The organism is Paraburkholderia largidicola, from assembly GCF_013426895.1.
Classification (GTDB): domain Bacteria; phylum Pseudomonadota; class Gammaproteobacteria; order Burkholderiales; family Burkholderiaceae; genus Paraburkholderia; species Paraburkholderia largidicola.
In genome coordinates this window covers 25,476-48,071 of record NZ_AP023176.1, presented here as the reverse complement: position 1 = coordinate 48,071, position 22,596 = coordinate 25,476, and the positions used below count along the sequence as shown (strand labels likewise).

The following is a 22,596-nucleotide window of genomic DNA, read 5'->3' as shown; positions in this document are numbered from 1 at the left end:
TACAATGCCGGTCACTCGCCATCGAATGGCATTCATCTGCGGACGCCCTGAACGGAGCAATACGTTGAAACAACTGACACTCATCTGCGCGGCCGGACTCTTCAGCGCATGCGCGTCCACAGCGGCACTCGCTCACGTCGATGTCGGCGTGACGTTCGGCGTGCCGGCACCGATCTACGTCGAGCCGGCGCCTGCCGTCGTCTACGCACCGCCGCCCCCGCCGTCTACGCGCCCGCGCCCGTCTATTACGGCGACGGCTACGGATATGGCTATCGCGACGATCGCAGATGGCACGATCACGGCCACCATCGCGGCTGGCATCGTCATCACGATGATGACGACGATTAAGGCACGATGACTCAACGCGAATTCAAATAAAGCATTGCCATGCGACCAGGCGCCGTGGTAGAAGCACGGCGCAGAGTTATGTCGACAGGAGCATGCGGTGAAGAGAAGCGCCGAGAACAAACTACAGGTGGTGGCAGTACGAGTGGACCCGGCGATCGAACGGAGACTGAGGCTATTGGCCGAAGTCACAGGACGTCGGCAGTCGTTTTTTCTGCAGCAGATGATCGAGAACGGCATTGCCGCGATGGAAGAGACGTGGCTGCCGCCCGCCGTCCTCGCGCAGGTGCGCGATGGCACGCTGCCCGCGCGCGAGCCGGAACGCGTTGCGGCGCCGGATCTTTTCGGCGATCTGTTCGCCGATCAGAGTTAGTCCGGCGCACTGCACGTGCCGAACACTTCGCGGATCACTGCAACGAGGGCTTCCGCGAGACGCGGGTCCGACGCGAGGTGACCCGCGTCGACAAACCTGCCATGTACGGCGGGAACCGCGCGCATCAAGCGGTGCAGATTGCCTGGCGGACACACGGGATCGCGCAATCCATGCACCGCATGCACTGCCACACATGATGCGACTGCGCGCTTCGCCAGCGCCATCAGCCGACGTTCGCCGAGCCAGCAATCGTGCGCGAGGTAGTGTGCCTGAATGCGGTACTTCGCTGTCGTCGTTTGATCGTGCTTCGATGACGTGCGCTTGTGAGCCGCAGTCTTGTGCATCAGTACCGCGTTTTCATAGGCGCGCCACGCGGCAGCGACGGCATTGCTATGTCCGCGAGCGCGTGGTTGCATCGACCGCATGCAGGCCGATGGCAGCGACGATGCCCGCACGCAACGCGTTGCTTGCATCAACGCGCGCCACGCACGCGGCGCGCGAAATCGCGACGTCACGAACAGGCCACGCACTTCGCGTTCAGACGTCAGAAAGAGGCCACGCAACACGACGCCGCTAACGGATGCGGGATGCGTTCCCGCGTACGCGAGCGCAAGCGCCGCGCCCCACGATCCGCCGACAACACCCCAACGCACGATCCCCAGATGCGCTCGAATCGCTTCGAGATCGCTGATCAGATGCTGCGTGTCGTTGTGTCGAAGGCTTCCACGAGGCTTCGAAGCACCCGTACCTCGCTGATCCACCATCACGACGCGAAAGCGCGCGAGATCGAACAGACGCAACGCGCCGGGCTGACTGCCGCTTCCCGGCCCGCCATGCAGCACGACGACAGGTACGCCGCGTGGATCGCCATGCTCGGTATAGGCGATTGCGTGACCGTCGCGAGTGACCGTTCGCTGCATCGTGTCGTGTGAACTCATAGGCGTCCCGTTTCTGGCAACGAACGCGCATTCGGAAAAATGAATCTTCGCATGTCCGATATCCATCGACCGCATCGCCCGCAACACATCCTTTCGTCTGGCTAACAGCACCGAATGGCGCGCGTCTTGCTTTTCACTCCCGCGATGTCTGCACAACGACAGGCACGATACAGGAGGAGACGATGCGCGACGATGCGACGACAACCGGATCGCTGACAGGCCGGGAAAACGGCTGGCTCACCCCGTCGATCCAGAAAGCGCACGAGAGGTCGGAAACGTTCGGGCTGAGTGCCGCGATGCGTCCCGACTACGATGTGCTGACGCACGGCGAATTGCGCATGAAGCTCGAACAGAATCTCGTGCTGTGCGCGCACGCCACGCCCGTCATGGAGACGCTGCGCGAGCAGATCGCGAACACGCAAAGCATGATCGTGCTCACCGATGCGCAAGGGCTGATTCTTCATTCGATCGGCGACGACGATTTTCTGCAGCGCGCCGAGAAAGTCGCGCTCATGGCGGGCGCCAACTGGGCCGAGGAACGGCAAGGCACGAATGCGATCGGCACGGCCATCGCCGAGCGCACGGCCACCGTCGTGCACGGCGATCAGCACTATCTCGCCGCCAACCGCTTCCTGACCTGTTCCAGCGTGCCGATCCTCGACCCGTACGGCGATCTGGTCGGCGTGCTCGACGTGACAGGCGACCATCGCGGCTACCATCAGCACACGATGGCGCTCGCGAAGATGTCCGTGCAGATGATCGAAAACCATCTGTTCGCCAACACCTTCCGCAACACGCTGCAAATCGCGTTTCATGGCCGGCCGGAGTTTCTGGGCACGTTGATGGAAGGCATCATGGCCTTCACGTGCGACGGCCGCTTTCTGTCCGCGAATCGCAGCGCGCAGTTCCAGGTTGGGCTGCCGCTCGCAGCGATGCGCGCGCATACGCTGTCGTCGCTGTTCGGATTGACGACGCCGCAGCTGATCGACCGCCTGCGCGCGAGCCAGGGCCATCACATCACGCTCGATCTGAACAACGGCACGGTCGTGTGCGCGAACGTCGAGTTTCGCCGCCCGACGCTCGGCAGCGAGACAGCATGGCCCGCCGACCTTCCCGCCAGCGCGCGGCCCGCCGCTGCGCGCACGCCGCTGACGAGAACCGCGTCGCCCACCAACGCGCCGTCGCGGCTCGACTCGCTCGACACCGGCGATCCACAGGTTTGCGCCGTCGTCGGGAAGGTGCGCAAGGTGCTGGGCAAGGACATTCCCATTCTGATCACGGGCGAGACGGGTACCGGCAAGGAACTGCTCGCGCAGGCCATCCACAACGATTCGCCGCGCCGCGCGGGCCCGTTCGTCGCGGTCAATTGCGCATCGATCCCCGAAAACCTGATCGAGTCGGAGCTTTTCGGTTACGAAGACGGCGCCTTTACGGGCGCGCGGCGCAAAGGCGCGATCGGCAAACTGCTGCAGGCCAACGGTGGCACGCTGTTTCTCGACGAGATCGGCGACATGCCGTATCCGTTGCAGGTGCGGCTGCTGCGCGTGCTGCAGGAACGCGTGGTCGATCCGCTCGGCTCCAGCAAATCGATTCCCGTCGACATCGCGATCATCTGCGCGACGCACCGCAATCTGCGCGAAATGATCGTGCAGAACCGGTTCCGTGAGGACCTGTATTACCGTTTGAACGGCCTCGTCGTCAGACTGCCGCCCTTGCGCGAGCGCACCGATCTCGCCATCGTCATCGGGAGGATGTTGCAGTCGGTGCCGTCCGACGAAATCGCCGGCGCGCCGCTCAGCCTTGCAGACGACGTGAAGACGCTGTTCGAGCAATGCGCATGGCCGGGCAATTTCCGCCAGCTCGGCAATCTGCTGCGCACGGCGGCCGCGATGGTCGACGACGACGGACAAATCCGCCGCGAGCATCTGCCCGACGACTTCTTCGACGATCTGCGCAGCAGTTCGGCACTGGCGGCGCGCGCGGCGGACTATCCGTTGCCGCTGCACGACGCACGGATGCAGGACGTACAGGCCTCCGCGATTGCGGCGGCTGTCGCGCGGCATAACGGGAACGTATCGGCGGCCGCGCGCGCGCTCGGTATTTCGCGCAATACGGTCTATCGCAAGATGCCCTCCCTGTGCGCCAGCGATCCGCAAGACAACGGCGTGAGCGAGAACTAGCACGGTCGTCCGCTGTTGCAGGCTGTTGATTTTTGCAACACCTGTGCTCCGAATGTGGACAGCGTGTTCACTGAGAATCTCTCGCATATCGCGCGAACGCCCTTCGGCATGGAGCTTGCGTTAAACAGCCCCGACCGCAGTTCAACCGCGGTTCTTCGTCAAACCCATCAAGGAGACAGCCATGCAATGGACTACGCCCGCCTATACCGATCTGCGTTTCGGCTTTGAAATCACGATGTATATCGCCAACCGCTGACGTTGCGCCGAAGCGCCGCCGTGCTCGCACGCGGCGCGTGCCGGCGCTTCGAGCCGCGCAATGCCATTGAACAAGAAATGACGCCATGATGCCGATGCCTGCGAACACCGGTGCAAGCGAGCGCCCGAGGCTACGTGATCTGTTCCGGCTGCAATGGGAGCCTGTCCAGGACGCATACGTCCTGCTGTATCCAGAGGGCCTGGTGAAACTCAATCCGAGCGCAGGCGAAATTCTCTCGCGCTGCGACGGCACGCGCGATCTCGACGGCATCATCGGCGAGCTCGAAGCGCTCTTCAATGCGCCCGGTCTCGCGACAGACGTGTATCAGTTCATCGATCATGCGCGGCAACGCGGCTGGCTCGATTGACATGCGCGCGCGACCGCAGATGAACCTGAGGGCGTCCTCATGTCCGACCTGATGATGTTTCTGATCGTCGGTGGTGCGCTCGGCGTGCTGGCGTTGCTATGCGTCGCCATGTGGATACTGATTCTGCACAAGTCCCACACGGAATGGCGGCTTGCCGCCGACAACTATCGCCTCACGTCGTCGGTCTGGACCGAGACATCCGCGGATAGCCCATCACGATCGGCGCGCTAGCCGGCGGAAACACGCGCCACATGCCGTCGCGATGTCGAAAGAAGTGAATCGCGACATCGCCTTCGGGACGATGCACGTGCACACGCACATGACAGCGCCGCCCGCTGCTGTCGCATCCGAATCTCGCAAAGCTGACTCTGGACGGCGGCATGTGCGCCAGCCATCGCTCGACCATCGCCCGCAAACTGTTCATGACCTTGCATCCACTGTTTGACGATACGACGCAACGGCACGACACGTCGCGGCCGCTCATCGTCGCCATGCAGTGTGCGAGAAGCGTGCCATTGCGCACGCGGCATGCATCGCGAACACGAGGCGCACGACACACGTGCGCTGTCACATACGGCAACAGGTGAGTTGTCCCTTGCTCCACGATGCAACACGTCGCGGGACGCTTTCCGATACGCGATAACCAGACGCGCACGCGTACCGATACACCACACGCCAATTCGCAAGGATAGCCAATCAATGGCATGCGACTTGCCTTTACGACCCCGCAGCCGCCACGCAAGCCAACGATGCTTTGCCGACAGGCGTCGCACGATAACTCACCCACAACGATGTTGGATAGGAGACAACGATGAAGACAACCCCGGCTTCGGCCACACGGCTCGCGATGCTCGTCGCGGGCGTCGTGGCCGTCATCAGTCTGAAGCCCGCAACGGTAGCCGCCGCGGCCGACTATCCCGCCGTGACCTACGAGCGGCTCACCTCGGCGCAAAGCGATCCAGGCTGGCTCACGTACTACCGCACGTATAACGGCCAGGCGCATTCGCCGCTCAAGCAGATCGACACGTCGAACGTGAAGAACCTGAAGCAGACGTGGGCCTACAAGTTTCCTGCGGAGCTTCAGCAAGGCTTCGAAGCGACGCCCATCATCAATGGCCGCTTCCTGTTCGTGACGACGCCCAAGGACAACGTCTACGCATTCGATGCCGCCACCGGCAAGCAGTTGTGGAAGTACGAGCCGAAGCTCGGCGCGGAAGCGTTCAAGAACGCGTGTTGCGATGTCGTGAACCGTGGCGTCGCGCTCTATGGCAAGAACGTGTATGTCGCGATGCTCAACGGCGAAGTGGCCGCGCTCGATGCGCAAACGGGCGCACTGGTCTGGAAGAAACAGATGTTCGAGCCGGGCACCGGCTACGCCTTCTCGCTCGCGCCGCTGGCACTCGATGGCTCGCTGGTGGTCGGCAGTTCCGGCGGCGAGTACGGCGCGCGCGGGTTCATCGCGGCGCTCGATCCCGAGAACGGCAACGTGCAGTGGAAGCGCTACACCGTGCCGGGCGCGAAGGAGCCGGGCGGCAACACATGGCCCGACGGCACGCAGGAGCACGGCGGTGCGCCCGCATGGCTGACGGGCACGTTCGATCCCGCCAGCAAGACGCTTTATTGGGGCGTCGGCAATCCGGGGCCGTGGCTCGCGGATCTTCGCCCGGGTGACAACCTCTATTCGGACTCGCTGCTCGCGCTCGATCCGAAAACGGGCAACCTCAAATGGCACTACCAGTACACGGCTCACGACACGTGGGACTACGACGGTGTCAATACACCCGTGCTCGCCAATATCAGCTACGAAGGCAAGGACTATGACGCGATCATCCATGCCGACCGCAACGGCTTCTTCCATGCAATCGACCGCAGCAACGGCAAGCTGATCTATGCGCGCCCGTTCGTGAAGGCGACCTCTGTCACGGGCTACACGGCAGAAGGCAAACCCGTTCAGGACCCGTCGAAGTATCCGAAAGCGGGAACCACGATCGAAACCTGCCCGAGCTTCCTCGGTGGCAAGAACTGGTGGTCGGTTTCCTACGACGCGGACAAGCACATCGCGATCATCCCCGCGCTGCATGCGTGCATGTCGCTGTCCGGCAAATCGGTGACGTACATGGAGGGCTTGCCGTACCTCGGCGAAGGCTTCGAGATCAAGCCCGAGCCGGGCAGCAAGGGATATGGCGAATTGCAGGCCATCGACGTGAACACGGGCAAGAAGCTCTGGAGCCACTGGAGCAAGCTGCCCTGGAACGGCGGCGTCGCGACGACGGCGAGCGGCCTCGCGTTCAGCGGCTCGCTCGACGGCCACCTGTACGCGTTCGACGTCACGAGCGGCAAGGTGCTGTGGCAAAGCCCGAAGCTCGCGAGCGGCATCATTGCGCAGCCTTCCGTGTTCGAGATCGACGGCAAGGAATATGTCGCGGTGCTGGCCGGTTATGGCGGCGCCAATCCGATCTGGGGCGGCCCGATGGCCAAGGCTGCCGACAAGGTGCCGCGCGGCGGAACGCTGTATGTGTTCGCGCTCAACCATTCGTGATCTTTCCGGACGTCCAGACATGAACCACTCTTTCAACCGTATCCCGGCAGCGAGCGCGCTCGCTGCCTGTCTCGCACTCACGTCGATTCATTCGATGGCGGCCGTGAAGGTCTGCACGTTTCCCGGCAGTCCGTCGGCGGCGCTGGACGAGGCCGTCGCGCGCGATGCGTTTGCGCAGGCAGGCATCGCCGCGACGATCGTCAGGCACGGCATCGGCGAAGGCGACGACGACGGCGTCTCGCTTCGAGAACTCGACAAGACGCTTGCACGCGACTGCGACGTGATCGCGGGCTTTCCGCGCTCGAATGTGGCCGATGCGTCGAACAGCAAGCTGCAGTTCTCGCACGGCTACCTGCGCGCGGGCTATGTGAGCATCGAAGCGCCCGACGCCAATCCGCAGGGCGCGGCGAAGAACACCGTCGCAGCCACCTATGCGAGTCCCGCGCAGCTGATCGCCGTGCAGCAGCCGAGCGTCACGCTCGATCTGGAGAACACGTCAGCGTTGACTGTCGAAGCCGTGGCAAAGGGACAGGCGCAGCGCGCGATCGTCTGGTATCCGGCTGTTGTCGCGTATCGGCTTGCGCATCCGCAACGGCACTTCACTGTCGCTGCCGCGCGCTCGCCGTATGCGGACTGGCAACTCGTATTCGCATTCGGACCGCGCACGGCGGCGTTGCGCGAGCGGATCGATGCGGCGCTCGACAAGATGTCGGGCAGCGGACGGCTCGCTGGCTTGACGCACGACTGGGCGATGCCTGCGCACACGCTCGACGCAACCGCACGCGACGACGACGCGCGCTTTCGCGACGGCCCGTCCGCCTCTCGCGCGTCGGCGCAACGTTTGCTGCTGGCGACAGCGAATGCAGACAGCGCGGGCGGCTTCGTGAAGATCGCCGCCGACGCGGCGGGCGGAACGCCCGCGTTCGATCAGGCGCAAGCGACCCACGGCAAGACGCTCTATTCGGCGGCGTGCGCGAAATGCCACGGCGCGCAGTTGCAGGGCGTGACGGCGCCCGCGCTGCAAGGGCCGGCGTTTGCGCCCGCGTCGAACGCGCATCTGACGATTGGCGGCGTGTTCACGTACATGTCGACGAACATGCCCGCTGACAAACCCGGCAAGATGAAGGATCAGGATTACGCGGACATCATGGCGTTCCTGCTCTATTCGAATGGTTATCGGGCGAGCGGCGCGAAGATGACGGCCGACAATGCCCGCGCTCTGGCGACGCCGCTCAATGCCGGAGCCGGAAAGTGACGCTTGTATGATTGTTTGAACCGGATGCGTGGGCCGGGGTGGTGACGTTCGTCGTCGTCACGCATCGCGCCCATGCTTTCCGCCACGAGCATTACGCAACCGCTTCTTAACATCGCGTGTTCATTGCATCGACGATGCGCATGTTGACCGCACATACGCCGACTATTTGCGTCGAGGCACGCAGGGATGTCCTAACATCGTATTGAGTCGGCGCCACGTAGCGACAGGTCGCGTTTCCCGTTTTCCGTCAATCACGACAGGCGCAAGCGATTCGCAACCCTGTCATTCCGATGAGACGGTCAGCTTTTCTCCTCGCAACGATCGCTGCGTTGACGGCCGCGACACTGTCCAGCGCGGCGATCCGTCATGACCCGGATTCCGCCCCGCAAGCTGTTGCGCCAGCCGCAGCCGCAAGCGCTGCAGAATCCGGACAGCGCAACCTCGAACAGCTATTGCGCAATCACGGCATCGATCCCGCTTCGAACAAGGCGCGCATCATTCTCGCGTGGGTGGAGAAGATCCAGCACGACCCTGTCATCGCGTCGGACACTCATGGTGGCGCGCGGCACGTCGGGCAAATCTTTCTCGACGCCAGGGCGCGCGAAGAGTTCATGTCGAACGGTCTTGCGCATCTCACGCCTTCGGACCGACTTCAGTACGTGAAGCTGTTGACCAGGTTCCTCGACGAGCTGGTGCCCATCTACTGTTTCGGCCTCGACGATATGCGCGCGGTGATGAACCGCGTCTCGCTGCGCGACATGCCGGATCCGGACGTCGATCAGTATTTCAGCCTGCTCTACAAGGTGCTGGTCAGCGATGCATCGACTGCGCCTCTTCCCGCGCCGACACCGCAGCAGTCCGCGGCCGCCGAGCGGCAACTCACGCGAACCCTGATCGCGGAACTGCGCGGCGATCAGATGAATATCGAGCGCTTCGCGTTCTATGCGTCCAATCCGACACTCGCGACGCCGTCCGATGTGTGCTGGACGACGAGAGTGACCTTGCACGCGATCATCGCAATGCCCGAGCCGGAGCGCGATGTCGTGCTGCTTCGGACGATGGCGCCGCGCAAGGGCCAATACGCGTTGCCGCCAGGACGCCTCGGCACGCCGGCGACGGCATTTCCGCCGCCGGCATCGTCAGCGCCGGATGGTGCGCGCGCGCCATAGCGAAGGTTGGTGATTTTCCACTAGCGGTGACTGGGCGTGCACGCGTTGCCTCTCGTGCGGAAAGCGGCCATTTGGTATCGTTGGGAAAGCCACCAACCTTCGAGCGCTGTATGAAGCAAGTGAACCCGGCCGAGGCGCAGCGATGCGCGTAGGCAAACCCGTCAAGGCGCTGCCGCAGCCGCTGTGCGATTACTGCGGCGCGAAAGCCGTGCTCGCGCGCGCGGGCGAAGAGAGCTATCCGTATCGCGACGATCACGGCCCCGTCTGGGTCTGCACGCCGTGCCAGGCGTGGATCGGCATTCATGCGCGCAGCACGCGGCATGTGCCGCTCGGACGCCTCGCCGACGCCGCGCTGCGCGACGCGAAAAGCCGCTTGCACGACGCGCTCGAACCGCTCGTCGCCGGCAAGGTGCGGCGCGACGGCGTCAATGCGTTCGAAGCGCGCGCGAAAGCGATCCGCTGGGTGTCGACCGAACTGGGTTTCGATCCGCTGCCCAATTCGATTCACATGCTGTCGCCCGATCAGTGCGAGCAGGCGCTGCGCTATGTCGAGGCGTTCATGGCTGCGCGGCGAAACAGTTGAGTGACGCCGCACGTCGGCGCGTAGGTCACTCGCGCGGCCACACGCCCGAACTGCCGCGGCGATGACTGTCGACGAGATGCGTATCCACGATGCCCGTCGCTTCCATCAGCGCATGCATCGTCGTCGGTCCGACGAAGACGAAGCCGCGCTTGCGCAGCGCCTTGCTCAACGCGACCGATTCGTCCGACGTGGTCGGAATCTCGGCGATCGTTCGCGGCGCGGGTGTCGTGTGCGGCTGGAACGACCAGATCAGCGCGGCGAGGCCGCCCTCTTCGCGCAGGCGGATCGTCGCGGCGGCGTTGGCGATCGTCGCAAGAATCTTCGCCCGGTTGCGGACGATGCGCTCATCGTTCATCAGACGTTCGATGTCCTTTTCGTCGAACGTTGCGACGACGTCCGGATCGAAGTTGGCGAACGCCTCGCGAAACGCGTCGCGCTTGCGCAAGATGGTCGCCCACGACAATCCCGACTGGAACGCCTCCAGGCTCAGGCGTTCAAACAGGCCTCGCTCGTCGCGCACGGGCATGCCCCATTCGGTGTCGTAGTAATCCTTCAGCAGCGGATCGACGGATGCCCACGGCGGACGGGCAAGTCCATCGGCGCCAATGATTGCGTCGAGCGGTTGCGGCTTTTTCGGACGCGCCGCTTTCTTTGCAGCAGCGAGCGCCTTTTTTGCGGCGCGCTTCGTGGTGGACGTTGTTTTCTTCATCGTCGGTGCCCATATAGGGCTTAGGGTCGGCGGCATGGTTCCTGAAGCGCGCCTATTGTCGTCTTGCTCGCTGGCCATTCGCAAGCGTCCGCGAATGATTCCGCAAATGCATCAATCGCCGCGCACGCGCCAGTGGCGCGCCTGGCGCGCGCCATGCAAGCCGCGGGACATTTGCGTATGCTTGTGCGTATCCACAGTGCCCATATATACGAGTGCCCGTCACCGGCAGCGCTGGAAAACGGGCCGTCAGACTCGTGTGGCAAGCGTCCGCGCTGGCCGCGTCTATCAAGGAGAGATTCACCCATGCCCGACTACAAAAAGACACCGGAAGCAGTGGCCCGACTCACCGCCGAACAGCGTCGCGTGACGCAGGAAAGCGGGACGGAACGCCCCTTCTACAACGAGTTCTGGGACAGCAAGGAAGCCGGCCTGTATGTCGACGTCGTATCCGGCGAGCCGCTTTTCACGTCGATGGACAAGTTCGACAGCGGCTGCGGCTGGCCGAGCTTCACGAAACCGCTTGAGGACGAACACGTCGTCGAACTGCGCGACATGAGCCACGGCATGATCCGCACCGAAGTGCGCTCGAAACATGGCGACAGTCACCTCGGTCACGTGTTTCCGGACGGACCGCGCGAGACGGGCGGACTGCGTTATTGCATCAACTCGGCGTCGCTGCGCTTCATCCCCCTCTCGCGGCTGGACGAAGAAGGTTACGGGCAATACCGGAATCTCTTCGAAGTCGCGAAGAAGTAAGCCGATGCGTGACGTGCGTTGGCGCATGGCGCCTCTGCACGTCGCGTTTGGCGATATTGTGTGCGCTAGCCCGTGACGGGCAGCGCTTCGATCACGTCGCCGATTCCGATCGTGCCGCCTTTCACGACGCGCGCCGTGATGCCGCCGAAGCCCCGCACGGCGTTGTATCCGCCCACGCCCAGCACTTCTTCCATACGCGAACACGGGTGACATTCGCCCGTCGTTTGCAGCACGGCATCGCCGATGCGAAATTGCCGGTCTTTCAACGCCATCAGATTGATGCCTTGGGTCACGATGTTGCGGCGCACGTCGATGGCGGCCACGTCGCTGCGTCCCAGATGACTTGCGATGCTGCGCAGGCTTTCGGCCTGAATCAGCGTCACCTGGCGCGCGCCGCTACGGCTCCCGTAGTGATCGCCGACAAGCCCCGCGTCAGCGTCGATCTGCGCCGTCTCGACCACCGCCATCGCGACTTTTCGCCGCGGCCGCAAACCGATCCAGACGACCTTGCCGGGATGGATCGGACCGTTGAGCAGTCGGGCGAGCGGCGACGAAGGATTGAGCGGCATAGAGGTCCTGCAGATGCGGGTGGCTTCGATATCGGCGGGTAGCGGTGAGCGCGAGGCTGGGTCGCGGCTGCGCCCGTCTTTATACTATCGCCCATCTGACCACAGGAACCGGAAATGAAACGAGCAGTAGCCGCGGCGGCGCTCGCCGTCTGCCTCGCGCAACCGTCCGCGCCGACGTTCGCGCAGACGGTCGCCGACCAGTGTTTCGCGATCGGCGATATCGCGGGCCAGGTAGCGTCATGGCGCCGTCACAAGAAAACGAAGCAGCAGGCGTTGACCCAGGCGCAGACGTACTACAAGGATGCGTCGGATCGTCAGGCGGTTACGGCCGTTATCGACAGGATTTACAGCAGCAGCGAACCCATGACGCCGGACCAGGCGAGCATGCTTTTCACGCAGGAATGCGCCCAGCAGAAAAAGCCGACGGCCACGCAATAGGCGTGTCTGCGTGCGTGCCGCGCTACCCGAGGTGCAGCCGCACGAGCGCGAAAATCTGCGAGCTTGCATACAGCAGCAGCCCGATACATCCGCCGACCAGCGTTCCGTTGATGCGGATGTATTGCAGGTCTTTGCCGATGTTCAACTCGATCTGTCGCGACATGTCGCGTGAATCCCAGTTCTTGACCGTGTCGCTGATGTGGCGCGTCAGATAGCCTGCGAAATCCGGCGCCATCGCGCGCGCCGCTTCTTCCATATGATCGTTCAGCGAGCGGCGCAGCGATTCATCTCGCGCCAGTTCGCGCCCGATCCATTGCCCCATCGCGGCCACCTTCGCGCGCAGCACGGAATCGTCGCGCTCGAGATCGCGCCGCAACCAGTCGCGCAACTGACTCCACAGGTCTCTCACGTATAGCGCGAGATTCTCGCTTTCTTTTACGTAGCGCTTGATCTCTTCGCCCTTCTGCAGAAACGCGGGATCGGACTTCAGCTTGACGATGAGACGCGCGGCGGCTTCGTCGAATTTGTGGCGCAGCTTGTGATCGCGGTCCTCGCTCACGCGCAACAGCATGTTGTTGACGGTATCCGCGACGACGTTCGCGCCGCTCTCGCCTAACCATTCGGAAGGCATCAGTTTCTGGAGGGTCGGGTATTCGCGTTTGAGCCAGTCGACGATCTGCTCGGCGATGAACGCGCGGACGCCCGGTTCGCCCAGCAACGCCATCAGATGCTCGATGCCTTCGTCGAGCAGTTGCTGGTGACGGCCGTCGCGCGTCAGTGTGTCGAGGATCGCGCCCGTCGTTTTCGACAGGTCGATCTTGTCGAGCATCGCATCAAGCGCGTCCTTGATGAAGGTCTGGATACGCGCGTCGTCCAGCAGTTCGAGGATGCCGCTCGTCAGCTTGACCACGTAGCCGCCGAGGCGCTGCGTATTCTCTTCGACGCATAGCCAGTTCGTGATGCTTTGCGCGGGATCGTGCTTGCGGATCAGGCCGACTATCGATGAATCGTCGAGAAACTTCTCACGCACGAAAAGCGCGAGATTGTCGGCGATCTTGTCCTTGTTCTGCGGGATGATCGCGGTGTGCGCGGCCACACCGGGAATCGGCACGCGGCGGAACAGCGCGACGACAGCGAACCAGTCGGCGAGCGCACCGACCATCGCGGCTTCCGCGACGGCCTTGATGCCGTCGATCCACAGGCTGCGTTGCATGAAGGCCGTGGCGATGAAGATCGCGGTGGCGATCAGCAGCAGCAGCGTCGCGCGGCGCTTGGCTCGTTTGAGTTCGACTTCCTTGTTCATTGCGTAGGTTCGATTCATTCGATTCGTTCGATTCGCGTTCGGGATGCACGGGGTGTTCCTGCGATGCGTTTGGCTCGCGTGCGGTCAGTCGCGCCGTGAATCGCACCATGTTCGGTTCATGCGAACGATACGGGTGCGATTTTCGGCGAGCAACCGGTCGTCGGGATGGATGCAGAAGCCGAGTCTGCCGCCTTGACGCAGAATTGGCCACCATGCTCTACTGCCTGTTCATCCTGAATTGGGTCGACGCCCATGCCAACCTGCCCGCCCCGGCAAGGTGGATCGCGCAAGCGGATGCGGCTCGGCAGAGCAACCAAAGGGTAACGCGTCGACCCTCCCGCAGCTGGAGGGTTTTTTGTTTCCCGAATCACAGATTCCTCGCGCCACGATCCAGGCTTATCTGGAGACGCACTATCAGGTGCACGGTTCCATGCCGGCTTCGCTGAAGATCGGCGAACACAATGCGACGCTGGATGCGATTCATCGTTTGAATGACGTGGAGAGCAGCGCGTTTGTGACGGCGTGCAATCCTTTTAGTGAACCCCTCGATGAGGCGGCTAATGCCTACCGGCAGGAGATGCTTGCCGTTGAACTGATGCGGCATGGGTTGCCGCATATCGAGGGTGTTGGTCAGCACCCTTCCAATGCTTGGTCCGGTGAAGCTAGCTTTCTTGTGCTGGGGGTGTCGGTCGACGCGGCGAAGGAGCTTGGCGTGCGGTTTGAGCAGAATGCGATCGTTTGGGCTGGAGGCGATGCGGTGCCTCAGTTGGTGCTTTTGCGTTAGCGATAGCGCTCGGGCGGGGCTGTTTGGGGTTTTATGCCTGGTTGCTGTGCCCAAGCACCCTATGTCTGTATCGAATACGACAGACTACGTATCGTACGTTACGGTTTGGTTGTTCTCGTTCAGAAAATCAACGAAACCGCGGTTTGGCGCGAAATATCTCGCTCGAAGCACGCAGAAGCGTGGAACATTCGGCGAATGATCAGCTAACTCATTGCATTATAAAGGTTTCTTGACCTGTGCGGTTTTCTTAAGGTTGTTTCACGGTTTCGGCTGCAAGTCTTTGCTGCGAAATGATTTTCGAACGTAAACCGAATTGGGGGCCGTTTTGAAGCCGCTGGCGGGTTTGCGCTTTGGGTTGCTGCTCTGCCAGATCTCCTGAGATTCGCGGCGGCTTGTGGGCGGCATTTTGCGGTAGAGAGGGACTGGTTGTTTTGTGATCGTCCGGGTTACTTGCGCAGCGAGCAATCAATTAGTGAAGCTTACTAATTTGAGATAGGCCGCGGCGGACAGGGTTCGTGGCGGACTGGGAAGGTCGGGCTTGCGAGTCGCAGGCACTGGATCTGCGTTCCGGCCTTGCTGAGGACTGTGGGGTCTTTCCGAACGTTAGCGTCCATTGTCCGAGTCGAGCGCTTTGGTACTCGTATCCGTACGGCGGATATTCGTGGTGCCCCGCCGCTGTCGCTGTCGCTGTCGCTGTCGCTGTCGCTGTCGCTGTCGCTGTCGCTGTCGCTGTCGCTGTCGCTGTCGCTGGGACGTTTTCGGCGCGAGCAGCCAGTTCGTTGCTGAGGTCCGGCGGCGAACACGACCTTAAAGGATCTTGCGACGGTCATGGATACTCCCGACAGACGCCGATCAGGGAAGGCGTGTTCCGTTCTCGTTGGAAGCGCGGAATCAGTTCGATCGCCCCAACGTCATTGGCAGCGACACCGGCCTCATACCCATCGATGCCGTGTAGGGGCGCGTGAATGTACCTCTTCCAAATTGCTGTAGGTCGGCGCATGGCATCGATCGCTGGGCATGTGACAAACGAAGAGCCGCTGTATCGACGGGAAGTGACGCCTTCGTTTCGCCTGGACGACGCGGCAGACCGTGGCTTCGCAAACACGGTTGACGTGTCCGAAGCTTCGTCTTTCGGTCGGGTTGCAAGCTTTCGGAGACAGCGTTACTCGGGTGGAGGCGGCGTGTGGGCCTTTGGCATGACCGACTTCTAAGGTGAGGCGTCGCGCGCGCGATCTCTACCGAGCATTTCGATCTCTGCCGTTTGCCCCGAGAATTGGTACGCCTTTTATTCTTGCTCGGATGCCGGCAAGGCAGACGGGTACTGACACGGAGAAGTGCGCCGCAAACCTTGACGACGCTCCTTCCGCGTCATCGAGTAGCAAACACGAGCGGTCTTTCACCATCGCAGCGCTTCCCACATCTGCCGCGCTCGTCGCGCTCTGCAATCACGACAAGTCGCCGCCGCGCAGTCGCTAGCCCTCAACGGGACGCCGATTGACGTTCATTTATCATTTTCACGCCCGCGCCCCTGTGAGGTTATTTACGGTAAATAACTTCGGGAACAGAAAACCAGCGGGTTCGCTGCCGCGACCGGCGCGGGTTATTTACGGTAAATAACCTGTCGTCGAGCTCAACTTGTCGTTCGTGCGGACCTTCGCGATCGAAGCGAATTGGACCGCACACCAACCAGAGCAGAGATTGCGGCATGACGCCTTCTGTCTCGACGCCACCGGGTGCCCAGCCTTATTTACCGTAAATAGCCCCGACGTTCTTTCCTGCGGCACCTGAAAATTCCGCCGCGAATCTCAAAACCGACGAAGCATAAGGAAGCCCAAGGCACCCACAACGAGGCCGTGAGCACTGCACTCAAACCGGAACGATCAAAAAGAAAACGCACATACAGCGCCGAGAAGCCATTCGGAGAATGGCCCGAGCCTGACGTGTCAGCCCAAAGCAATGCCAAAGCACGCCAGCCGGTAAAGCACCGTGTCGGACCAAATCAGGGCAAATTGAGAAAGAGACCGGTCGAACGACCGAAGAGAGAAGCAGCGCCACAAGAACCAACGCCGCGAGGGGAAACCATCCAGCTACCGAAACACAATCCACATTACAACGGGTGCCCACCATCAACTGGCGAGGCACCCCATCAGGACTTCAATCCGCCGTCGACTGCACGTCCTCAAGAAACCCGGTGATCAGTTGCCGCAACTCCTCAACCCGATCTTGCGGCACACCGCTAGCCCGCAGACGAATCACCAACAATTCCCCCTTCCGCTCGATCCCAACCTCTTCTTCCTTTCGGGCAGGAGCCGCAGGACGAGCCGCCGCCAGCAAAGCGGTCAACACCTCAGGCGCCGTGCGCGACGAATCATCGGCAAGCTCGACCGCCCGCTGCACGATCTCGTCGGGCGTCTTCTTGAGCGCCACCGACAACTTCCGGGCAGCCTGAAACTGGATATCGTGCGGCGACGGAAACGCGCCAACCACCTCAGCCGGAAGCTCTGCCACGAGAAGCGCGCTAGAAATATTCCCTTGCGACAGGCCGCACGCCTTCGCCATCGCGTTCTGCGACGGCCACAACTTGTCGTCGAGCGCGCGCTTGTACCACACGCCCTGCTCCCACGGACTCAGGTTCTTCCGCGCGCGGTTCTCCTGATCCATCTGGACAAACTGGCCTTGCTCGGTGATTTCGCCATCGACGATCGCGTTCACCGGCAAATCGAGTTCCAGACACGCGCGATGCCGGCGATGCCCGAACACGATCTCGTATCCGTCACCGTCGCTCGACGGCCGCACCTTGATCGGCTGCGTATTGCCGCCCGCCTCCCCGATCAGCGATTTCAGTTCCGCAAAACTCTCGTCGCCGAAATCCTGGCGGTTTGCCCACTTCGACGCATGGATCGACTTCGGATCGAGCGCGCGAATTGCGACGGCGCCATCGTATTCCTTGAGCTGGGCTTCCAGTTGCGACACGCGATCCGAGCTCTCGCGCATCGCGCTGCGAAACGCCAGCATCTGCCCCGGCGCCGTACGCGGCGATGCGCCCCGCCCCGCCTCCTGGGACGGAGCAGGAACCATCAAGTCACCCGTTTTCTTCGCAAGCCTGTCCTTGATCGACATTTACTCCTCCCTTTATTCTGACTTCGCCCAGAAGGCCACAATGGATTGCTCGACAATCTCCGTCACACGGTCATACGCCTCGCGCGCCCTTCGATAGGTCTTCGCGTTGCCGTCGTAGCGGGAGATGTCGTACACGGTGCCGAACTCAGCCGAGCTTGCCGCCGTGACCGCCGTCTTAGGAATCTCGACGGGCAGAACCTTTTCTGCATACGTCGCCGAGATCCATTCCCTGACGACGCCCGCTGCTGCATCGGCGGGGTCCACGCGCGAAAGCAGCACGTGAATGAACTCGAACGATTTGTCCGTGTTCGTTTCCGCCGTGAGGTTCGAGGCGAGATCGCTAAAGAGTGTCCAGAATTGCGCCGAGCTGGCGAAGTCGAGTGCGTTCGGCGGCGTCGGCACGATCAGGCCATCCGCGGCCATGAACGCATTGACGGTGCCGTAGCTCAGCGCCGGCGGCGTGTCGATGATGATCACGTCATAGTTGCTGCGCGCCTGCTCGAGGCTCGTGTTCAGCACATTCCAGAATTCGAAGTCCGGCTCCTTCATCTGCCGGCTCGGCAAAATGAATTCGACGTTGAAGAGCGAAGACGAAGCCGGCACCAGATCGATGCCATCCCAATACGTTTCGCGGATCGCGTATTCGATGCTCGTTTGATCGCCCGTCGCGAGAGCCGTGATCGTGGAATCTTCCTCGACTTCCGTATCAGGAAGAATGCCGAACAGCGTGGTCAGCGACCCCTGCGGATCGGTATCGATCACGAGCACGCGGTGACCGCGCAGACTCAAGCCCTGTGCGAGCGTCATCGCCGTGGTTGTTTTGCTGACGCCGCCCTTGAAGTTACCGATAGCGACCGTCATGGCTGGTGCCTTCGCCGGCCGCAGCGCGTTGCTGCGGTACGCGCGGACCCATTCGCGGGCTTCCAGCAAGGAGAATTCGCGCCGCGAGCCCGTCGCGTTGACGGTGCCGGGGGGAAGGTCGCCCTTCGACGTGCGATAGGTGATTTGACTCTTGTCGACTTCACACAGCGCGGCGAGCTGTGAAGCGTTGAAAACAGGAGGGTTTTTGCGTGCATTCGGAGCCAGCATGCGACCCCGAACCTGCGAGACGATGTCAGTCGCGCGAGCGGCCTGATCGACGATATCTTGAATAGTGATGTTCATTAGCTGATCCGCGAAAGACGATGCAGTCAGCTTATATCAGATGGCTCGACAGAAAGCCATCCATTCAACGGAAATTTGGTATTTTTAAGAATTCCGTTGTAAAGAAACTTCCTGGTGATTCTCAGCAAGCCAACCGTCGAACTTTGTCGCGTCGAATTCCGGACGCACGCGGTTTCTCAGCCAGGACGCGAAATTCACACGGCCAACGGAGCCGGAAAACAGCCCCGGACTGTCCGGGCGGAACTCACGCGCGTACTTGGCTCCGTCGCCTTCGACGAACTGACGGGCATACGCGCGCTTCTCATCCTGCGTCAGTGCCTTGACGGCCGCGGCGCACTGGAGGCGATCGAAGTCGATCCGCAATTCCTGCATGCGCGCATCGAGCGTGCGCGAGCGCGCTGCTGCCGCCTGCTTCTGAGCCTTCTCGCGCTTTTCTTTCTCGTATTCCGGCTCAGAAACGTCTGCTTTGTTTTCGATCAGCGTGCGAATGAAGCCGGCCGTAGAACGCTTGATCTGACCTTTGCGGTCTTTCTCTTCCGCCAACTGGACAACCAGGCGTGCCCGCTCCTCATCCTCGATGACGAAGCTGAGCGCCAGCTTGTCGCCAATCCCGTGCGCCCGAAGCTTCCGATAGATCTCGCTGTCACGGACGTGCGCAAACTCGTCTTCTGTTTCAGGCGTAAGAAGCGACTGCTGCGCGCCTTGCCGGATAAGAAACTTCACACCCGTTACTGACCGCCCGAGCCGCTGATATTCGACGTCGACGTTGATATCTGAGACGTCGTTGATCTCCTTCACGGCCTTCTGAATCACCTTGCTGTTCAGACGACGAAAATCGTCGTAATACTCCTGGGTCGCACCCAGAAGTTTCCGAAGGACGGGCAGTTCGATCCAGCCGGTCGAGCCAACCTTTTGAAAACGCAGGCAGTTTTCGTAAAGCGTCAATGCATGGGACTTCGAGAATTTGCGCTGCACGCCCAGATTGACGGTCGCGTAAATCGACGGATCGTAGAGCTTTTCTGCGAGTGCCTCGTCGTAGCGATAGGAGCAGACACCCGCGCGAATCTCCGCGAACGACAGAATAGGCATGACGCTCCACCGTTCCCGGCCGTCGTCCATGACGTTGAATTCGACGGCGGTGGTGGCGAGCTGCCTGAGCGCTTCCCGTAGCTTTTCGGTGTTTTCGCTTTCCGTCCAACCAAGCACGAGCATGAGCGTCCGCACCGGTAGACGGTGGGTTCTCGTGTTCAGAAGGTTGTCGTATGAATGCAGTAGCAGCACGTTGGACAGCTTCCGCTCGAGCAGCGAAAGTTCGCCGCTCGTGTGGATGGCCGCCACGTGCTTTTTGACGCTTTCAGTACGAACCTCAGTCGGCGAAGATCTGGGCATGCCCGGGATTGTGCTCTAAATGACCCCACAGCGCAATCACCATGCGGGACATCTGTTCGTCGAGAAAGTCGAAACGTCCCAATTCGCGTTGCTCGACGAGACCTATCCACACCCGTTTCGATCGATTCACCACAAACGGGGACGCTTCCGCCGCATTTGGGGTCGCGAAACGCCCCAGAGGGGGACGTATAGTCGGGAATGACACCCCAGATAGGGACGGTAAACGCCCCAACCGGGGACGTTTACCTCTGGGAAGCCTTATTGGATAAGGGTTCTAGGTGTGTAAACGAAGTAAACGTTGTTTACCAAACGGTATACAAACCTCAATACACCCCATACGGGGACAATCCCGCAGATTTTGTTGCTGCTCTCTATCGAGAGATTAGCTTGCAAGGCCAAAACCGAGCTGGGTCGAAAGCGCACAAAAAGCTCGAAGCGTTAACAGCAACCAGACCTAACTCACTGAGTGCAAAACGCAATTTCTGCAGATCGCGGAATCACAAATTTTCAGCAGACGTATTTATCGTAAATAAGTGCCAGCCAGTTCGGCGATCGCCTCGACCTTTCGCCCCAGTTGGGGACAATAGGACGGGATGGCCCCTGCATCCGTGCTCGACACCCCGAATGGGGACATTGGCCCAATTCTGCCGCAATGACGCCACGAAACGGGCTTTCCGCGGGCCCTAACAGCCTTCGACGGCGCCAGAGACACCGCGCTTCCTGGAAACCGCTTGCGAGGGCCGCCCCAGATGGGGACATTGACACGAACTGCGGACAGATGACTGCCCACAGCAGCGGAGGTCACCCCAAGCGGGGACATTAGGCCGATCAGCCCGCTATTTACGGTAAATAATCACGTTCCGACGCCCGCGTAACGCAAAAATCAGGTCGCACACGATAGAAACTTAAGGCATGACCCTGTCGCAACTCCCAATTTTTGCTCCGAAAGTGCTCGCATTCACGCGAGCGACGACCCTAAAATCAAAAAAGCGATCAGAAAATCGAGATGCAAACCGACAGCCGAACCCTCGCCACGCGCCGTCCAAAAAAATAAACCATAAGGATCACCAAGTAATCCGAGGCACCAGAATCTGCCAAAACCATTCGTCCGAGACCCATCTCCTGTCCGCACTACGACAATTCCCCGAAGCGCGAACCGGGATCAGAAACGCCTAAAACTGATAGTTAATCGACACATCGCATACGCCGCCCGTCTTCGTCTGCGTGATCGGACTGTTGGCTGCGCTGCCCAACAGCCTCTTGAGCGCGCCATCCGCCGTGACGAACCAATGCTTGTTGACGAACCAGATCATCGTCACGCCGAACCCTGCCGATTTCAGCCCCGCACTGGCGTCGTACTGCGAGTATCGGGAATTCGCGGCCTGCATCGCATTCACGCCGAACCAGCTATTCATATATTTCGAGTCGGCGAAGGTCACCGACGGACCGGCGAACCAGAAGAAACTCTCCGAACTGCCCGGCAACGGCATGTACGCGCCGAGGTCCGCGACCCATCCGTTGGACCCGCCGAAGCTACGCGTCACCGCGCCGCGAAACACCAGCGGAAACTCCTTCGAGATCACATATTCCCCGGCCAGCTTGGCCTCGGGCGCTGGATTGATATTGCCAAGGCCGTCGAGCCGTGAAGGATCGTCGTGCGCGCGACGGCCGAGATCGTAGACAGCCGAGATACTCACGCGCCAGTTGGGGCCTTGCAAGACATTGACGCCCAGTCCTTCGCCTGTCGACAGAAAAGCGAGGTCCTTGTAGCGGATGTCGGTGCTAGGCCCAATCAGCGTGTGATAGCGGTCGGAACCGTCATAGCGCGGCTCGAACGTTGAACCGATGCCGATCCGCACTTCCCAGTCAGGCCGGTTGGTCGGCTGGAACAGCTTTTCGAGCGGGATGCCCGCGGAGTATTGCCATTCGCCGAGCGGCGAGGGCGTTTGCGCCATGGCGGCTGGCGCGTTGCAGATGAGATAGGCGAGGCTGGCGTAGACCGGTAGCTTTGTCATGTCGACGAACGTCTTGGGTTATGAATCGCGGACGCGGTCCGTTGCGGCCACACATAACGTGTTCATTTAGGAAAAGGGAATCCGGCGGGGATTCAGCAAGCGCCATACCTGACCCTCAATGAATTGCGGGCTCGCGCGTGCATCTATGCACCTCCTTCGAAACCGCTCGCATTCCTTTCTGCGTAGCGATCACGTGAGCGATTCGCCGCACATCCAGACCGCCAGATTCCGGAGATCCGCACAGGCGTCGACGCCTGGCAGTTCGCGATTACAGAAAAATCTAAGGAAAACAATGGGTTAAATGCGCGCCCAACGAGCGCGACATTGGCATCGGAGTTGCAAAG

Annotated in this window: 21 protein-coding genes, 1 pseudogene and 1 riboswitch; of the genes and pseudogenes, 14 read left to right on the top strand and 8 right to left on the bottom strand. The window is 61.3% G+C overall.

Translation table 11 applies throughout. The features are described 5' to 3' along the window. Nucleotides 1-64 precede the first annotated feature (64 nt). Nucleotides 65-348 (top strand): annotated as a pseudogene (locus PPGU16_RS29010) (hypothetical protein). Between the two features lie 97 nt (nt 349-445). Further along, entirely contained in the window at nt 446-718 is a 273-nt protein-coding gene (locus PPGU16_RS29005; protein WP_180726203.1) for a hypothetical protein, read from the top strand. Here the strand turns inward: PPGU16_RS29005 and PPGU16_RS29000 are convergent. After that, nucleotides 715-1,656: an alpha/beta fold hydrolase gene (locus PPGU16_RS29000; protein WP_180726202.1), complete on the bottom strand. Its 942-nt coding sequence runs from the start codon at nt 1,654-1,656 to the stop codon at nt 715-717. The genes PPGU16_RS29005 and PPGU16_RS29000 overlap by 4 nt on opposite strands. 182 nt (nt 1,657-1,838) lie before the next feature. Between PPGU16_RS29000 and PPGU16_RS28995 the strand changes: the two genes are divergently transcribed. From PPGU16_RS28995 to PPGU16_RS28960, 8 genes are all read left to right on the top strand, one after another. Beyond that, entirely contained in the window at nt 1,839-3,836 is a 1,998-nt protein-coding gene (locus tag PPGU16_RS28995; protein ID WP_180726201.1) for a sigma-54-dependent Fis family transcriptional regulator, read from the top strand. 181 nt (nt 3,837-4,017) lie between these two features. Further along, nucleotides 4,018-4,092 (top strand): pyrroloquinoline quinone precursor peptide PqqA, encoded by a 75-nt coding sequence (gene pqqA / locus PPGU16_RS28990; RefSeq protein WP_006410019.1) that lies wholly within the window; start codon nt 4,018-4,020, stop codon nt 4,090-4,092. An 85-nt stretch (nt 4,093-4,177) separates the two neighbouring features. Then, the gene (pqqD, locus tag PPGU16_RS28985; protein WP_180726200.1) at nt 4,178-4,459 is read left to right on the top strand and encodes a pyrroloquinoline quinone biosynthesis peptide chaperone PqqD; all 282 of its coding nucleotides are present in this window, start codon (nt 4,178-4,180) and stop codon (nt 4,457-4,459) included. Nucleotides 4,460-4,498: 39 nt separating this feature from the next. After that, complete coding sequence (locus PPGU16_RS28980; RefSeq protein ID WP_180726199.1) at nt 4,499-4,690, top strand: flagellar motor protein MotA; 192 nt, start codon at nt 4,499-4,501, stop codon at nt 4,688-4,690. Nucleotides 4,691-5,270: 580 nt separating this feature from the next. Further along, nucleotides 5,271-6,998, top strand: a complete 1,728-nt coding sequence (locus PPGU16_RS28975) for a methanol/ethanol family PQQ-dependent dehydrogenase (protein WP_180726198.1) — start codon at nt 5,271-5,273, stop codon at nt 6,996-6,998. A gap of 19 nt (nt 6,999-7,017) precedes the next feature. Continuing rightward, nucleotides 7,018-8,253 (top strand): c-type cytochrome, encoded by a 1,236-nt coding sequence (locus PPGU16_RS28970; RefSeq protein WP_180726197.1) that lies wholly within the window; start codon nt 7,018-7,020, stop codon nt 8,251-8,253. Nucleotides 8,254-8,582: 329 nt separating this feature from the next. Then, the gene (locus PPGU16_RS28965) at nt 8,583-9,422 is read left to right on the top strand and encodes a hypothetical protein (protein ID WP_243460713.1); all 840 of its coding nucleotides are present in this window, start codon (nt 8,583-8,585) and stop codon (nt 9,420-9,422) included. A gap of 142 nt (nt 9,423-9,564) precedes the next feature. Next, entirely contained in the window at nt 9,565-10,005 is a 441-nt protein-coding gene (locus PPGU16_RS28960) for a zinc-finger-containing protein (RefSeq protein WP_180726195.1), read from the top strand. Nucleotides 10,006-10,030: 25 nt separating this feature from the next. On the opposite strand, the gene PPGU16_RS28955 is transcribed toward PPGU16_RS28960, so the two are convergent. Beyond that, nucleotides 10,031-10,714 (bottom strand): DNA-3-methyladenine glycosylase I, encoded by a 684-nt coding sequence (locus PPGU16_RS28955; RefSeq protein WP_180726194.1) that lies wholly within the window; start codon nt 10,712-10,714, stop codon nt 10,031-10,033. 303 nt (nt 10,715-11,017) lie between these two features. Between PPGU16_RS28955 and msrB the strand changes: the two genes are divergently transcribed. After that, nucleotides 11,018-11,470 carry a peptide-methionine (R)-S-oxide reductase MsrB gene (msrB, locus tag PPGU16_RS28950; RefSeq protein WP_180726193.1) on the top strand — a complete coding sequence of 151 codons (453 nt, stop codon included), beginning with the start codon at nt 11,018-11,020 and terminating at the stop codon, nt 11,468-11,470. A gap of 65 nt (nt 11,471-11,535) precedes the next feature. Here msrB and PPGU16_RS28945 read toward each other — a convergent pair whose 3' ends face one another. After that, nucleotides 11,536-12,039 (bottom strand): MOSC domain-containing protein, encoded by a 504-nt coding sequence (locus PPGU16_RS28945; RefSeq protein WP_180726192.1) that lies wholly within the window; start codon nt 12,037-12,039, stop codon nt 11,536-11,538. 114 nt (nt 12,040-12,153) lie between these two features. On the opposite strand from PPGU16_RS28945, the gene PPGU16_RS28940 reads away from it, so the two are divergent. Continuing rightward, complete coding sequence (locus tag PPGU16_RS28940) at nt 12,154-12,477, top strand: hypothetical protein (protein WP_180726191.1); 324 nt, start codon at nt 12,154-12,156, stop codon at nt 12,475-12,477. A gap of 22 nt (nt 12,478-12,499) precedes the next feature. Here the strand turns inward: PPGU16_RS28940 and PPGU16_RS28935 are convergent, their stop codons facing one another. Continuing rightward, nucleotides 12,500-13,780 carry a DUF445 domain-containing protein gene (locus PPGU16_RS28935; RefSeq protein WP_180727083.1) on the bottom strand — a complete coding sequence of 427 codons (1,281 nt, stop codon included), beginning with the start codon at nt 13,778-13,780 and terminating at the stop codon, nt 12,500-12,502. A 223-nt stretch (nt 13,781-14,003) separates the two neighbouring features. Beyond that, a riboswitch (SAM-I-IV-variant riboswitch) is annotated at nt 14,004-14,107 on the top strand. A gap of 28 nt (nt 14,108-14,135) precedes the next feature. Here PPGU16_RS28935 and PPGU16_RS28930 point away from each other — a divergent pair. Both PPGU16_RS28930 and PPGU16_RS28925 read left to right on the top strand, forming a co-directional pair. Beyond that, the gene (locus tag PPGU16_RS28930) at nt 14,136-14,564 is read left to right on the top strand and encodes a DUF3293 domain-containing protein (protein WP_180726190.1); all 429 of its coding nucleotides are present in this window, start codon (nt 14,136-14,138) and stop codon (nt 14,562-14,564) included. Nucleotides 14,565-15,149: 585 nt separating this feature from the next. Next, complete coding sequence (locus PPGU16_RS28925) at nt 15,150-15,350, top strand: hypothetical protein (protein ID WP_180726189.1); 201 nt, start codon at nt 15,150-15,152, stop codon at nt 15,348-15,350. A gap of 1,368 nt (nt 15,351-16,718) precedes the next feature. Here the strand turns inward: PPGU16_RS28925 and PPGU16_RS28920 are convergent. The 4 genes from PPGU16_RS28920 to PPGU16_RS28905 all read right to left on the bottom strand — a co-directional run bounded on the left by PPGU16_RS28920 (nt 16,719) and on the right by PPGU16_RS28905 (nt 22,252). After that, nucleotides 16,719-17,684 (bottom strand): ParB/RepB/Spo0J family partition protein, encoded by a 966-nt coding sequence (locus tag PPGU16_RS28920; RefSeq protein WP_180726188.1) that lies wholly within the window; start codon nt 17,682-17,684, stop codon nt 16,719-16,721. 12 nt (nt 17,685-17,696) lie between these two features. Continuing rightward, nucleotides 17,697-18,848, bottom strand: a complete 1,152-nt coding sequence (locus PPGU16_RS28915; protein WP_180726187.1) for a ParA family protein — start codon at nt 18,846-18,848, stop codon at nt 17,697-17,699. Nucleotides 18,849-18,932: 84 nt separating this feature from the next. Beyond that, complete coding sequence (locus PPGU16_RS28910; protein ID WP_180726186.1) at nt 18,933-20,237, bottom strand: replication initiation protein; 1,305 nt, start codon at nt 20,235-20,237, stop codon at nt 18,933-18,935. 1,172 nt (nt 20,238-21,409) lie between these two features. Then, entirely contained in the window at nt 21,410-22,252 is an 843-nt protein-coding gene (locus PPGU16_RS28905; RefSeq protein WP_180726185.1) for a MipA/OmpV family protein, read from the bottom strand. Nucleotides 22,253-22,596: the final 344 nt, after the last annotated feature.